General features: G+C 39.7%; 13 protein-coding genes. 11 read left to right on the top strand and 2 right to left on the bottom strand.

Annotated features, from left to right (window positions below):
- Positions 1–85: 85 nt before the first annotated feature.
- Both VEIT17_RS09660 and VEIT17_RS09655 read right to left on the bottom strand, forming a co-directional pair.
- The gene (locus VEIT17_RS09660; RefSeq protein WP_060924851.1) at positions 86–751 is read right to left on the bottom strand and encodes a hypothetical protein; all 666 of its coding nucleotides are present in this window, start codon (positions 749–751) and stop codon (positions 86–88) included.
- 1 nt (position 752) lies between these two features.
- Entirely contained in the window at positions 753–1709 is a 957-nt protein-coding gene (locus tag VEIT17_RS09655) for a DUF1858 domain-containing protein (RefSeq protein ID WP_178885935.1), read from the bottom strand.
- A gap of 544 nt (positions 1710–2253) precedes the next feature.
- Here VEIT17_RS09655 and VEIT17_RS09650 point away from each other — a divergent pair.
- The 11 genes from VEIT17_RS09650 to VEIT17_RS09600 all read left to right on the top strand — a co-directional run bounded on the left by VEIT17_RS09650 (position 2254) and on the right by VEIT17_RS09600 (position 13856).
- The gene (locus tag VEIT17_RS09650) at positions 2254–2469 is read left to right on the top strand and encodes a type II toxin-antitoxin system RelE/ParE family toxin (protein WP_337250261.1); all 216 of its coding nucleotides are present in this window, start codon (positions 2254–2256) and stop codon (positions 2467–2469) included.
- Positions 2470–2486: 17 nt separating this feature from the next.
- A complete protein-coding gene (locus VEIT17_RS09645; RefSeq protein WP_178885931.1) occupies positions 2487–3350 on the top strand; it encodes a HigA family addiction module antitoxin in 864 nt (287 codons plus the stop codon).
- Positions 3351–3557: 207 nt separating this feature from the next.
- On the top strand, positions 3558–4718 hold the full coding sequence (gene sfsA / locus VEIT17_RS09640) for a DNA/RNA nuclease SfsA (RefSeq protein ID WP_178885929.1): 1161 nt from the start codon (positions 3558–3560) through the stop codon (positions 4716–4718).
- Positions 4719–5035: 317 nt separating this feature from the next.
- A complete protein-coding gene (locus tag VEIT17_RS09635) occupies positions 5036–5830 on the top strand; it encodes a hypothetical protein (protein ID WP_420031273.1) in 795 nt (264 codons plus the stop codon).
- A gap of 19 nt (positions 5831–5849) precedes the next feature.
- Positions 5850–6650, top strand: coding sequence for a hypothetical protein (locus VEIT17_RS09630; protein ID WP_178885925.1), 801 nt, complete (start codon positions 5850–5852; stop codon positions 6648–6650).
- Between the two features lie 245 nt (positions 6651–6895).
- On the top strand, positions 6896–8098 hold the full coding sequence (locus tag VEIT17_RS09625) for an ATP-binding protein (protein WP_119209239.1): 1203 nt from the start codon (positions 6896–6898) through the stop codon (positions 8096–8098).
- Between the two features lie 116 nt (positions 8099–8214).
- Positions 8215–10689, top strand: a complete 2475-nt coding sequence (gyrA, locus tag VEIT17_RS09620) for a DNA gyrase subunit A (protein WP_178885923.1) — start codon at positions 8215–8217, stop codon at positions 10687–10689.
- Between the two features lie 173 nt (positions 10690–10862).
- Positions 10863–11234, top strand: coding sequence for a hypothetical protein (locus VEIT17_RS09615; protein WP_178885921.1), 372 nt, complete (start codon positions 10863–10865; stop codon positions 11232–11234).
- A 469-nt stretch (positions 11235–11703) separates the two neighbouring features.
- Positions 11704–12069, top strand: a complete 366-nt coding sequence (locus VEIT17_RS09610) for a hypothetical protein (RefSeq protein ID WP_178885919.1) — start codon at positions 11704–11706, stop codon at positions 12067–12069.
- Between the two features lie 278 nt (positions 12070–12347).
- A complete protein-coding gene (locus VEIT17_RS09605) occupies positions 12348–13391 on the top strand; it encodes a Fic family protein (protein WP_178885917.1) in 1044 nt (347 codons plus the stop codon).
- 90 nt (positions 13392–13481) lie between these two features.
- Positions 13482–13856, top strand: coding sequence for a hypothetical protein (locus tag VEIT17_RS09600; RefSeq protein WP_105093775.1), 375 nt, complete (start codon positions 13482–13484; stop codon positions 13854–13856).
- Positions 13857–14215: the final 359 nt, after the last annotated feature.

Genomic DNA, 14215 nt, shown 5'->3' with positions numbered 1-14215 from the left:
CGAACGTAAAATTTTACGTTCGCTTTTTTGCTCGTTTTCGTTCGTTTATAGTGCCTAAACAAACAGAATGTTATGTATTTATTAATTATTTTTTCTTGATTGTATATAAACGTGTGCCGTTTTCTTCAGTCGTTACAAGTTCAAAGTTAGGATCTACCGCTTTTACAAAGGCTTCGAACCATGTTTGGTACGCAAGTGCCATGAACTTAGGATCAACGCCTGCTGTACGCCAGTAGCCTGCTTGTAATCTGTGATCGCCAACCCATGTGAATTCGTCAGGGCTTTCAGAAACAACTTGGTCACCACCATCGCAAGGCATGCCATTTACGTAGAAGTTTTGCAACGCATTGTAAATTGCTGGAGCTGTGTGTTCTTCAAGGTTATCTTGTGCCACAACGCCACATGCTTGGCCTTGTACAGCAAACGCATCAAGAATAGCTGTTACTACGTTCACCGCTTCGTCGCCAGAGTTAGTGTCGAGCAAATCTTTGATGAAAGCTGCTTCGCGAACAGATGCGATGTTAATTTGGTTGGACAACCAGCCATGGATATTGCCATGATCGATGATGTTTTCCAGAGGAATACTTGGATTGATTGGCTCACCGTATGTATCTACGGAGATGGAGTGCAATTCCTCTGCCAAATCATCAACAACCTTAGTTGTTTTCTCTAAAATCAAGTTTTCACGCTCAACGAGCAATTGAATTTTACGATATAACCAGTAATGGATGTGACCTAAGAATGCGGACATATTAAGCTCCTTTTCGTGCTGTTTCTAATTTTTGAACTAAATCGTATACATTGACACCGTGAATTTCTGCAGCTTGCCATAATGGTTCAGCCGTAGAAGATGGGCAACCAAGGCAACCCATGCCAATGCTTTGTAACACAGGTACAACATTTGGATATGTATCTACAATATCGCGAATGATTGTATCTGGTGTAATAGGGGCACCTTCTTCGAGGCGTGGTGCTTCTGGTTCAGGATCGTTACCATGACCAGGCAAGAACACAGCTGGTTCGTCGGATTTGCTTTCAGCTGGAGCACCTTCAAGGTCGCCTAATACAGCTGCTTTGAAAGCCTCTAAACCAATGCGGTCAATGAATTCGCCCATGCGCTCGATTTGTGCATTTTCTTTATAGTATGCAATGATACGATCTACTAATGCAAGAGCTTCTTTTTCAGTTGTTACTTCAGCGATGAGGTCGCCGATGCGTGGATGAGCACCGCCGCTACCGCCAGCGTAAACATTCCAGCCCTCTACCGTACCGATAATACCAACATCTTTCATGCGGCTTTCAGTACAAGAGTTAATACAACCGGCCACGCCGATTTTCATTTTACTTGGCATTTCTTGAGATAAATATTTGCGTTCAAGTTGCATACCTAGATGTACGCTGTCTTGTTTAGCACGTTTACAGAATGTAGTGCCAGGGCAAATTTTTACGCTACGCACGCGGTTAGAAACCATGTACGCTGGCTCCATGCCGAGCATTTCCCAAGCTTTATCTACGTCTTCTGCTTTCAAATTGGTAATCATAATGCGTTGGCTGCCAGTCAATTTAAGAACGGCACCGAACTCATTGGCTACGTCGATATATTTTTGTAATTGTTCTGGTTGAATGAAACCTGCAGGAATGCGAGGTGTAATTGCATAACGGCGTTGGCCGTTTTTAATGCGTTGTAAATTTGCTGCAATTTGTGCCATGTTAGATCCTTTCTCGAGCCCTCTCTGCGGAGAATAGTGGCTTAAACTACTTAGTTAATCTATATGATTCTTTATATATAATCTTTACACGCCATTGGGTTTTGTGAAAGCTTCGCACGTATACGAACAGCGTGATGAGATCAACTAGGCGATGCCTCATCAAAACCCGGCGTAACGATCAGTACGGGTATTAAATACTGACCTGATGTTCCTAGTATAAACTATTTTAACACGTAATAATGTAACCTAAGCTACAAAAAAGAAAAATTTCAATATTAATTATTAATAGCATAAATGATTTTTGATACTACATAGTGTTATTAAATTTACCCAATTGGTAAATTATTTATTTACATTTGTATTTGAAAAGGTATAATAGAATTAACCTACTAGGTAAATTATTATAAATGGCCATTTATATTGTATCAACCATTCACTATGATTTGAGAGAGTCGGTGACATATTGGATATACGATATAAGAATAATAAGATACGTAAGATATGTACAGATATTAATGCAGCACAGGAAAAATATAATCTTAAAATGACTGTAAAACTATATGAACGGTTACAACAAATTACTCAAGCTACATCTATTGAAACATTAATTCTTTTGCGATTAGGAAGATGCCATCCTTTATACGGAGATCGATTAGGACAATATGCTATGGATTTAATCCATCCATACCGCTTAATTTTTACTCAATATGGTAATACTGTAGATATTGTAGAAATCCAAGAAATTGTTGATTATCATTGATAAGGAGTGTAAAAAATATGAAAATTTATAGAAGTAATACCTTTATAGCGATACCACCAGGTATGACTATAAAAGAGGTTTTAGAAGATAGGCATATGACGCAAAAAGAATTAGCTACACGAATGGATATGAGTGAAAAACACATTAGTAAGCTTATTAATGGAGAGGTGCCACTAACTCAAGATGTGGCAATGCGTCTTGAGCGGGTGTTTGGGGTAGAGGCTAGTTTTTGGAATGGTTTAGAAGCTGCATATAGAGAATCTATCTTGAAAGTAGAGTACGAGAACTCTATTGATGAAGAAATTAATTTTGCCAAGCCTTTTGGTTATGCTAAGCTTGCACGTTTGGGTATCGTTCCAGAAACGAAAAAGGCAGCTGAGCAGGTCAATAATTTACAGAAGTTTTTTGAGGTAGCTTCTTTAAAAAATGTAGCTAATGACATGGTTATGCCCTTAGTATATGAAAATATTAAGGATATGGAGTCTGATAAAAAGAGTGCGATTTATACATTGGTACAAATCACAAAAGGGCAGGCTCGTTTTGTAGAGGTCAATCCTTACGATGCGGAGTTACTAAGAAAATTTATACCAAAAATTAAGGATCTTTCTAGCGAACCTTTAATCGGTGTGAAAGAGCCTCTTAAGGATATGCTAGCAGCATGTGGCGTAATTATTGTGTATTTGCCAATTATTGATAACATAACCTCCACATGTATTACATATTCCAAAGGAAACTCCATTGTTCTTGGTATACCTACGGAAGATTCTGATGCTTTTTGGACGTTATTGGGTGAAGTGCTACATAACTTGTTAGAACGAGATTATCCACGTAGTAATCGGAAATACCGCAATAATGATCCTGTAACTGTGGTGAATTATTAATTCATTTTGTGAATAGTTAAGGTGTTACTTCCTAGGCTTTTTTAGGTGTTACTTCTTAGGCTTTTCTTAGGTCTTTCATCATGCAAGTTGTAAGGACTTAAAAACTATAATCAGCAAGGACTTTCAAAGTACAATCCGTAAGACTCTCATCCTGTAACAAAATAGCGTATAATAGACACATAGAATATTCTTGATGTAGGAGTACCAATGAAAGTCCTTTACGATACAATTTTAAAAGCGAAATATACAGGTCGCCCAAACCGTTTTGTGGTGACTTTAGATTTAAATGGTGAAAGCGTGCTCGCTCATTTGCCAAATCCTGGTCGCATGTGGGAGCTATTGTTTACGGGTGTAACGATGTACATCGTACCTCACGATAAGCCTGATGCAAAGACGAAATATCGCGTGGTTGGTATAGAGCGTGATGGCGTTGTGATTATGCTCGACACCAACTATAGTAATGATGTAGCGCAGTATTTGATCGAAAATAAACTCATCCCTGGATGGGAAGAGTGGCGCGTTGTACGACGAGAATATACGATTAAACTACACGGCACATCATCGCGGTTTGATTTGCTCCTCACCAATGATAAAGGTGATGAGTTTTTGCTAGAGGTTAAGTCTTGTACGCTATTCTCCAAGACTGGTGCCATGTTCCCTGATGCCATTACAGAACGAGGGCGCAAGCATTTATTACATCTGAAAGAATTGCAAAACGAAGGTTACCACACAGGTGTTTTGTTCCTCGTACAATGGGATAGGGCGCAGTGGTTCTTGCCAGACTACCATACAGATTTGGAGTTCGCTAAAACCTTTAAAGAGGTAGCCCCTTCTTTAGACTGGAAAGCCGTTGCTGTGGTGTGGGATGAGACTTTTACCATGCCTACTGTAACCCATGAATGTTCCTATCCGAGTAGCATTCTCGACACAGAGGCTCACGATAGTGGCGTGTACGTGATGGTCATGCATCTCGACCATGATTTAGACCTTGAGATTGGCTCTAAAGGAATGATGCATTTCAGGGCGGGGTACTATATGTACGTAGGCTCTGCGAAGGCGAATTTAACGAAACGCATTGAGCGCCATAAGCGAAAACGGAAGAAAATGCACTGGCATTTAGATTACTTCCGCGGTCACTGTGAAATGATCGGAGGCCTGCCAATTCGAACTAGCTGGGCTGATGCGGAATGTGCTCTCGCTGATGCGGTCCGTGGCGTTGCCGAATGGGACGTGCCTAAATTTGGATCCTCTGATTGCGACTGTAAAAGCCACCTATTTGGGATGACGGACAATCCGATACATAATCAATCCTTTATGAATGTAATAGAAGACTTCCGAATGAATACATTGGATGCGCTAGTTAAGTGATTGTTGTTGGGGCCCCGTCACATAGTGGTTTACTAGTTAAAAAAGTTAGACACTTATTCCTTCGCTCCATAGTGACCTAAGTCGCTCATTCATAAGTGTCTAACTTTTTTACAACCCTATATGTGGACTAGTCCCAACAACAAAAGCACTTTTCCTTTCGCATGGGGCGAGGCCCCTGATGGGGAAAGGGTGTGAGTAGAGTATCAACAATCAGCTGATGTTATCAATGATTGTGTCTGCATATTTGATATGAATACTTGATACAAATGGGGAAAAGGAGAGAGGTGTGGTTGTGTATGCCTTTGTTTGTTAGGTTTGTGTTGTTGGTTTTGTTGTGTGTTTGTAGTGTTGTATTGGGTGGTTGTACTTCTTCTCGAATAACGCTGTTTGATGGGGATCCATACACGCCAAATGATGTGAAGGAGATGGTTGAGGAGCGTTTTTCGGCTTATAATCCCCGTCTTGTGTTGCAGTCTTCTAGGGTTGTTTCTACAAAGCCCAATAAACATAATGAGTATACTTTTTTAGATGAGAATAATGGTTTTGTCTTTACTACAAGTGTGTATGTGAAGACTCCTGAGCTACCTATTCCAGGTGGTCAGCGGGTAACGAAGGCTGAGTATAGGTATGCAGATACATATTTAAATCATTTATATAGTGAGGTAGCTCTTCTTGCTACAAAATATCGCTTTCACATAGCTAATGATGAGGAGCGTAAGGCGCTCATCAGTGCTAAACTCATGCGTCCAGATGGTAATAGTACAGCGCCTTTGTTTGATGAAGGAGATTTTGTATTTCTTAATCAAACATCTAATGGTGCTGGTGTAGTGGGCATGTTACGAGACATATATTCTCTATATAAACCTAATGGTGACGAGACCTTAGTAAGTAGTGTGTATGGACGTAAGGTTAGCTTTTACTATTTACCAAATGGTGAAACAGACAAGAGCAAGGCTCTGTACCTAATAAGTTTTAAAATTAGAGGGCGGGAAGATTGGCGAGATACCTTAATGAGTGGTGTTGGTTATCAAGATAAGAGTTCTGAGCAGATTGAACGAGACATAATTACCGTTGTTGATCGGGAAATACAACAGGCTGTGCGAGGAAAATAGGTCAGGGAGAGGTGTATCTATGAAGCAGTTGATTAGGTATATATCATTAGTTGTTGTGTGTATTTGTACATTTTTATTGAGCGGTTGTTCTTTTGTGTGGACGATGGAAAATGGTGATCCTGCCACGCCAGAGGATATCAAGGCTAGTGTGGAAAAGGAGTTCAGCGTTGTTCATCCGCGTCTAGTTCTTCAATCTGCTGTGGTGGAGAAGGAGAAACCATTCCAGCGCAATGTATATGTTTTTTATGATGAAAGCAATGGTTTTTCTTTTACCATAAATTCTGTGGTGCATCGTCCAACCTTGCCTGCACCTGGTGGTGAGAGAGATAATAATGCAGATTTTGCTTATTCACAGGCGTATCTAGTTCATTTGAATTCTTCTTTGGTAGAGAGTGCTAAGCGGTATGGCATGCGGATGGCCACTCATGAGGAGGCGTTGGAGCTAGCTAAATCTAAGGCGACACGCGTTGCTGGCACTAATAAGATTCCTTTATTTACATACGATGAGATTATTTTTGTAGATACGTCTGTAAAGGGTGAAGATGTTCTAACCTTTATGAAATCTATATATAGCCAATATAAACCGCAAGATAATCCAGCACTGTTGCCTACTGAAAGAAGCATAGGCTTTTACTATTTGCCAAAAGGAGAAGCGGATAAAACAAAAGCTAAGTATTTGATCTCATTTAGATTTAAGGCAAAGAATGATTGGAAAGAAACTATGTTAACTGGGATTGGTAGCACCGGTGCAGACACTTCTGCTGTGGAACGAGATTTTGTTAGCATTTTAGATCATATGATAAAGCATGCGGGTCACTAAATAAGGGATAGAGATAGTTATAAGTGTTCAATACGATGATAAAACAGTTGTTTTAGGATTGTAATCCCGAAATATATTGTATTTAATAAAAATAGGGATTATAATCCTAAAAAATGATATAATTATAATAAATAAGGATTATAGTCCCTGTTTAAATTATAAATGTACTGAATTAGGATTACTATCCTAAAATATGTTTCTAGTTGTGCAATAATAGTGAATATTGTTGAGCTAAGGAGGTTATAATGCCTTTGATTCAACGCGAGCAATACTTAGAATTTTTAAGGCGTCATAAAGATCAAGATGTGATTAAAGTCGTTTCTGGTGTGCGTCGGTGCGGCAAATCTACATTATTTGAATTGTTTAAACAAGAATTATTAGCTAGTGGTGTAAAAGCCAATCAAATCATTTCTATTAATTTTGAAGATTTAGAGTATGAACCGCTACAGGAGTATCATGCCCTCCATGAGTATATAGTAGAACGATTGATTCCAGAGACTCCCATGTATGTATTTTTAGATGAAGTGCAGCATGTACCACAATTTGAGAAGGTCGTAGGAAGTTTATTTATCAAACCTAATGTGGATATTTATATTACAGGTTCAAACGCATATTTTATGTCTTCTGATATTGCCACATTATTAACCGGTAGATATGTGCAAGTTGAGATGCTACCGCTTTCATTTAAAGAATTTCATAGTGCATATAGTCAGCAAAACTTGTCAGATATGGATATATACAATTTGTATATCGAGCATAGTTCTTTCCCTAGGCTTGTACATGTTGAAGATGATGAAAGTATTGATGAATATTTAGAAAGTATTCTAAACACTGTTATTCTGAAAGATATTGTAACGAGATTAAAAATTACAGATGTACCATTATTATTGGATATTATTAAATATTTATTAGCTAATATAGGGAGTTTGATTAATCCAACGAAAATTGCGAATACGCTCACTAGTTATGGTCGCAAAACGGATAATAAGACGGTTGAGAAATATTTACAAGGTCTCAAAGATGGTCTTTTAATCTATGAAGTTGACCGATTTGATGTAAAAGGAAAAGCGTTATTGCAGCGAAATGCTAAATATTATGTTGTAGATAGTGCATTCCGTAAGTTTTTATTAAGTCGTACAGATTCGGATCGCGGTCATATACTCGAGAATATTGTATATTTGGAATTAATTAGACGTGGTTACCGTGTTTATGTAGGGCATCTACAAAATGGTGAAATAGATTTTGTAGCTAAAATGCCACATCGTTTAGAATATTATCAAGTAAGCTATAGCGTTATGGATGATACTACGTTACGACGTGAATTATCACCGTTAGAGAAACTTGATGATAACTATCCTAAATATTTACTTACAATGGATGTGTTACATAAAACAGATAATCATAATGGTATAGAGCAAAAGAATGTTTTAGATTGGCTACTAGAATAGGTGAAGTAGCTTTCACAAAAATGCAGAAAAATACCGATAAAATTAGCCTTTAGCCCTTAAAAATGCTATAATATTATGATGAATTATAATCAGTGTTAGTAAAATGAGGTGAGATTGTGGCAGACCAACAATGGTCCCACGGGAATATTCATCCCGTTCAGATTGATAAAGAAATGAAGAACGCCTATATCGATTATGCGATGTCCGTAATCGTAATGCGTGCTCTTCCAGATGTGCGCGACGGCTTGAAACCAGTTCATCGTCGTATTTTGTACGCGATGCACGAAACAGGCATGACGCCAAATAAACCGTACAAGAAATCCGCTCGTATCGTCGGTGACGTACTCGGTAAATATCATCCACATGGTGATAGCTCCGTTTACGATGCGACTGTACGTTTGGCGCAAGATTTCAATACGCGCTACCTCTTGGTAGACGGCCACGGTAACTTTGGTTCCATCGATGGCGATAGTGCCGCTGCGATGCGTTATACCGAAGTACGTATGGCGAAAATTACGCAAGAAATGCTTGCTGATATCGACAAGGAAACTGTTGATTTCATGCCGAACTATGATGAAAGCTTGCAAGAACCTACCGTATTGCCAGCGAAGATCCCAAATCTTCTCATCAATGGTTCCAGCGGTATCGCCGTAGGGATGGCGACAAATATTCCGCCGCACAATCTTAACGAGGTATGTAATGGCCTTACCATGCTCATCGATAATCCAGATGTAACTGTGGACGAATTGATGACGCAAATCAAAGGTCCAGACTTCCCAACTGGGGCGCTCATTTTGGGCAGGGAAGGCATCAAAAAAGCGTACTCCACAGGTCGTGGTAGCGTAAAAATGCGCGCTCGTGCAACCATTGAAGAAATGGCGAAGGGCAAGCATAAAATCGTAGTGACTGAGATCCCATACCAAGTTAACAAGGCTCGCGTTATCGAAACGATTGCGAACTTGAGCCGCGACAAGGTTATTGATGGCATCACAGCACTTCGCGACGAATCTGACCGTCAAGGTATGCGCATCGTTATCGAATTGCGTGCTGACGTGCAACCAGATATCGTTCTTAACAAATTATATAAACACACTCAACTTCAAGAATCTTTCGGCGTGATTATGTTGGCCCTCGTAGATGGCCATCCTCGCGTATTGAATTTGAAAGAAGTATTGGGTTACTACTTAGATCACCGTCTCGAAGTAATCGTACGCCGCACTCAATTCGAGCTTAACAAAGCTGAAGCGCGTGCTCACATCTTGGAAGGCTTGTTGATCGCCCTCGACCATATCGATGAAGTTATCGCTACAATTCGCAGTTCTCAAACTGACGAAATTGCACGTAACGCATTGATGCAAAAATTCGGGCTTTCAGAAAAACAAGCAGTAGCCATCCTCGATATGCGTTTACGCCGTTTAACAGGCTTGGAACGCGAAAAAATCGAAGACGAATACAAGGAATTGTTGGCATTGATCGAAGACTTGAAAGCTATCTTGGCTAGCGAAGCGCGTCAACGTCAAATCATCAAAGACGAACTAGAAGATATGAAGAAGAAATACGGCGACCCTCGTCGTTCTGAAATCACAATCGATACGTCCGACCTTGATGTAGAGGACCTCATCGCTGACGAAGAGATGGTTATTACCTTGACTAAACAAGGTTACATCAAACGGATGAACGCGAACGTATATCGCAACCAACATAAAGGTGGCGCTGGCGTTATCGGCATGAAGACGAAGGAAGACGATTATGTAACGCAAATTATGCATGTACGTACGCATAATACATTGTTGTTCTTCACGTCCACAGGCCGTACATACCGCCTCAAAGCATATGAAGTGCCAGAAGCAGGTTCCCGCAACTCTCGTGGTACTGCTATGGTTAACGTATTGCCACTAGCTGTAGGCGAATCCGTTACGACTATGATTGACCTTGAACGCGTTCAAGAAGATGTAAACTTATTCATGGTAACTGAGTTTGGCGTTGTAAAACGTACAGCTATCGAAGAATACCGCAACATCCGTCGTTCTGGTCTCAACGCTATCAACCTCGACGAAGGGGATCACTTGATTTCCGTCAACGTAACGACTGGTGACCAAGATATCTTGATTGGTACTAAATTGGGTATCGCTATTCGTTTCAGTGAAAGCGATGTACGCCTTATGAAACGTGCGGCTCACGGCGTGCGAGGCATTAAACTCAATGCAGGCGACGTGGTTGTAGGTGCTGGTGTTATTAATGCTGATGAAAGCGAAGCACAAGTGTTTACTATCTCCGAAGAAGGATTTGGTAAACGCAATGATGCGGAAGCTTATACATTGCAAAAACGCGGCGGTAAAGGCTCTAAGAACTTCAAGATTACGAACAAAACAGGTGACGTAGTTGCCGTTGAAGTTGTTCATAACGATGATGAAGTAATGCTTATCTCTGAACAAGGCAAAATCATTCGCTTTAACATGAATGATATTGCTGTTAAAAAAGGTAAAGCTATTTCTGGTGTGAAAACACAAAATCTCGACGAAGGTGATAAAGTAGCTAGCATTGCTGTTATTCCAGGTTCTGAAATCGAAGAAGATGTAACTGAAGAATAATAAGCTGAAGAACATTAATCTCATAAGTTCATAAGCTAACGAGCTAAATAAGCTAATAAGCTTATGAGCTAGAGCATACTATAAGTCATATAATTATGTAATTAAGATACAAATATGTAAGTAACTATGGGCGGCCATCTTAGATGGTCGTCTCTAGCGTTAAGGAGTTAGAAATGAAAAAATGGTTAGCTGCTATGTTTGCAGCAGGGGTTTTCTTTGTAGGTGGCTTTGGCCAAGCGAGTGCCGCTGATTGGTATTATATCGATGCTGATGCTGATGATGCAGCATGGTTTATCGACAACTCTTCTGTATATAAAACAGATGATGCGGCAACAGTACTTGTTAAAATTAACAATGTAGAAGGCTTCACATACATCTACACAGTACGCATCGATCGTAAAGAAAAAACATGGACAGAACTTGATACAACAGTATACAGTGCTGCAGGCGTAGCGTTATTATCCAGCAAAGACGCACAAAAACCTACAAAAATTGAAGATGATACCATGGGCGCGGAAGTTATGAAGGCCCTATGGGGTAAATAATCCTTCGGTGTAGGGATGCCCATTCTAGACTGTGTGTTTAGATAGTAGACCCAACACTTCTATGAAAGCCTCCAAAGCGAGCTAAGTCGTTTTCATAGAAGTGTTGGGCCTTTTTATTTCTAATTTACGCTAATCTTAGTATGGGCATCCCTATTATAATACGATTATTTAATCCCATAGGGCCCTCGCTAGACGTTCCTAGAGGAATAAGCTAAGTCGTTTTTAGAACAGTTCGGGGCTTTCTGTTTTCTTATCAATCTTACAGGGCGAATATCAGCCTTCAAATCTATTGGATTATTTAAAGCCCATAGGGGCCTCGCTAGACGTTCCTTAGAGGTTCTATATAGTTTATGCATTTAATAGAGTTTTTATTAGTAATATGCAATTATGGTGTTATAATGAAGTCATAGTGAATTGTATTATGCGAAATGCATAGTTGTTTAGATTTTCTAATCAGGAGAGAACGGTTATGAAGAAATGGTTTGCATGTTTAGCGGTAGCAGGTTTGTTATTTAGCGCTGGTGTGGGCATGTCTCATGCTGAAAGTTGGTATCCTCTTAATACTGATGCGGATGGTCGTACTGGTTACATCGATAACGATACGGTAGAAAAAGACGATGCGCAGGCTAAGTTGAATTTGAAGATTGTTGACCCTAGTGGTGATCACGCTATCTATACTTTGCAATTTAATCGTGCTGCAAAGACTGCGAAACTGCTCGAGATGAAAGCATACAATCCAGCAGGCTATATGATTGGTGGCCAAACATACGACAATACAGACATACAAATACAAGAAGGAAGTAATCTAGATCACGTGTATCACTTGATTTGGTAAATTTCCTCTTTAGTTATGAACGGGTGGATATATCTCTTCGGCCTCCATAGTGACCTAAGTCGTCCTTAGAGATATATCCACCCGTTTTCTCATTTCCTAATGAGGAAATCTTTCCAAAACTGCGTTTGGGAGTAGTTACCTAAGTCGGTCTCAAAGAGATGGAACCCTTTCTGTACGTATGATTAAATGTATCTAAATTATTTATTCCCTTAAATTATGGTATAATTTAAGGGAATAATTTTATGTATAAGGGATTAGAACCGAATGGAGGTGTGTGTATGCGTCGTTTTGAGTATGGTTGGATTCAGTCTTTGTCGTTGGATATGGATATTTTAAGTCTTATTGCGGGAATTTACCGGGCGAATGGCAAGGAGGAGGTTTTGCTTTCACAGAGTCCTGCTATATTAGATTCTCTTGTAGAGTTGGCAAAGGTACAGAGTACGGAGGCTTCAAATGCGATTGAAGGGATTGTGACGACGAGTACACGGCTTCGGCAGTTGGTGGCTGACAAGACTACGCCTCGAAATCGGGATGAGCAGGAGATCATGGGGTATCGTGATGCTTTAAATGTTATCCATGAAAGTTATGACTCCATATCTTTGTGTCGCAATCATATTTTGCAGTTGCACAAGATTTTGTATAATTACCAGTTTAATGCTCGTGGTGGACAGTTAAAGAGTGTACAGAACTATATTAGTGCTACCTATCCCGATGGACGGACAGAGGTGTTATTTACTCCTCTAGCGCCCTATGAGACAGCAGAGACTCTTGACCAGATTTGTGCTGAATATAATCGTGTTGTAGGCAATGGAGAGGTAGAACCACTTCTAGCTATTCCTATTTTTATACATGATTTTTTATGTATTCACCCATTCAATGATGGAAATGGTCGCATGAGTCGATTATTGACGACATTGTTGCTGTATCGCAGTGGCTTTATGGTTGGTAAATATGTGTCCTTAGAGGCTAAAATCGCCGCAAACAAGGATATGTATTATGCTGCTTTGCGCGAGTCTAGTGATGCCTGGTATGATGAAAGCTCTTGTCCTACGACTTTCATTCGGTATTGGTTACAAATGTTATTGGCCGCGTATCATGACTTTGAGGACCGCAGTTCTATATTGGCAAATCGTGGTTCTGCCATGGAGCAGGTGCAAGCTGCCATCGATAATCACTTAGGGGCTTTCACAAAGCAAGATATTAGAGACTGGTGTCCTAATCTTAGCGATAGTGCTATTGAATATTCTGTACGTGCTCTTGTGAAGGATGGTCGTATTCAACGTAAAGGCGGAGGTCGTTCTACCTATTATGTGAAGTCTTGATAATTGAGCACGTTTGTCTTTCATAAAATATTTAGTTTCATCGAATATACTAGATTTCGTATTCTTGTATTTAAATCGAGAGGTAAACATATGAAAAAAACATTGGCAGCTGTTTTGGCAGCAGGCGCTTTATTGATTGGTGGCATCGGTAGTGTTGATGCAGCAAATTGGTATACTGTTGGTACTGATAGCAATGGCATCACTTGGTCCATCGATAACGATTCTGTTAAAAAAGATGATAAAAAAGCTGTTTTGGACATCAAAGCTATGGACTACGAAGGTTACCACTACATCGTAACTGAAGAGTTCAACCACAAAAAACGCGAAGTAAAAGACGTTAAGGTTACTCTTTACAATCCAAAAGGCGAAGTAGTAAAACAAGAACAACCTAACAAATCTACTCGTAAGGTTGAACAAGGTACTCCTGCATACGCTGTATACACACTTATTTGGGGTGACAAATAATCTGATCTTCCGAGGGTTATGATTTTTGGTGAAAGCCACATACGCACGTTCTCATTTGAGGGCGTGCGTTTTTTATTTGCTTTTAATTCCCTAAAATTTGGTGAATTATTTATCCATTCGTGGTACAATGGGAATATTATTACACATTTTGTAAGTTGTCTCTTATTGAAATATGCTTACGCACAATGTTATGCAGAATGCCATGCGCAATATTATGTCATCTAGAGAGGGTTGATTAATCATAATTTTGCACAAAAGTGTAACATTTCTACATAGTATAAACTTTCACTATAGCGTATACTAAAGGTAAGATGTGGAAGTACGCTTTGAGCACAGTGCTCTGTAGTTTGGCCTATTTC

Source organism: Veillonella nakazawae, assembly GCF_013393365.1.
GTDB lineage: Bacteria > Bacillota > Negativicutes > Veillonellales > Veillonellaceae > Veillonella > Veillonella nakazawae.
The sequence above is the reverse complement of the archived record's forward strand: the minus strand, read 5'-3'. Positions and strand labels throughout refer to the sequence as shown.

Coding starts and splice junctions, on each gene's coding strand:
- VEIT17_RS09660 (WP_060924851.1), bottom strand. CDS start 751: ATGTCCGCATTCTTAGGTCACATCCATTACTGGTTATATCGTAAAATT.
- VEIT17_RS09655 (WP_178885935.1), bottom strand. CDS start 1,709: ATGGCACAAATTGCAGCAAATTTACAACGCATTAAAAACGGCCAACGC.
- VEIT17_RS09650 (WP_337250261.1), top strand. CDS start 2,254: ATGACTGTAAAACTATATGAACGGTTACAACAAATTACTCAAGCTACA.
- VEIT17_RS09645 (WP_178885931.1), top strand. CDS start 2,487: ATGAAAATTTATAGAAGTAATACCTTTATAGCGATACCACCAGGTATG.
- sfsA (WP_178885929.1), top strand. CDS start 3,558: ATGAAAGTCCTTTACGATACAATTTTAAAAGCGAAATATACAGGTCGC.
- VEIT17_RS09630 (WP_178885925.1), top strand. CDS start 5,850: ATGAAGCAGTTGATTAGGTATATATCATTAGTTGTTGTGTGTATTTGT.
- VEIT17_RS09625 (WP_119209239.1), top strand. CDS start 6,896: ATGCCTTTGATTCAACGCGAGCAATACTTAGAATTTTTAAGGCGTCAT.
- VEIT17_RS09615 (WP_178885921.1), top strand. CDS start 10,863: ATGAAAAAATGGTTAGCTGCTATGTTTGCAGCAGGGGTTTTCTTTGTA.
- VEIT17_RS09610 (WP_178885919.1), top strand. CDS start 11,704: ATGAAGAAATGGTTTGCATGTTTAGCGGTAGCAGGTTTGTTATTTAGC.
- VEIT17_RS09605 (WP_178885917.1), top strand. CDS start 12,348: ATGCGTCGTTTTGAGTATGGTTGGATTCAGTCTTTGTCGTTGGATATG.
- VEIT17_RS09600 (WP_105093775.1), top strand. CDS start 13,482: ATGAAAAAAACATTGGCAGCTGTTTTGGCAGCAGGCGCTTTATTGATT.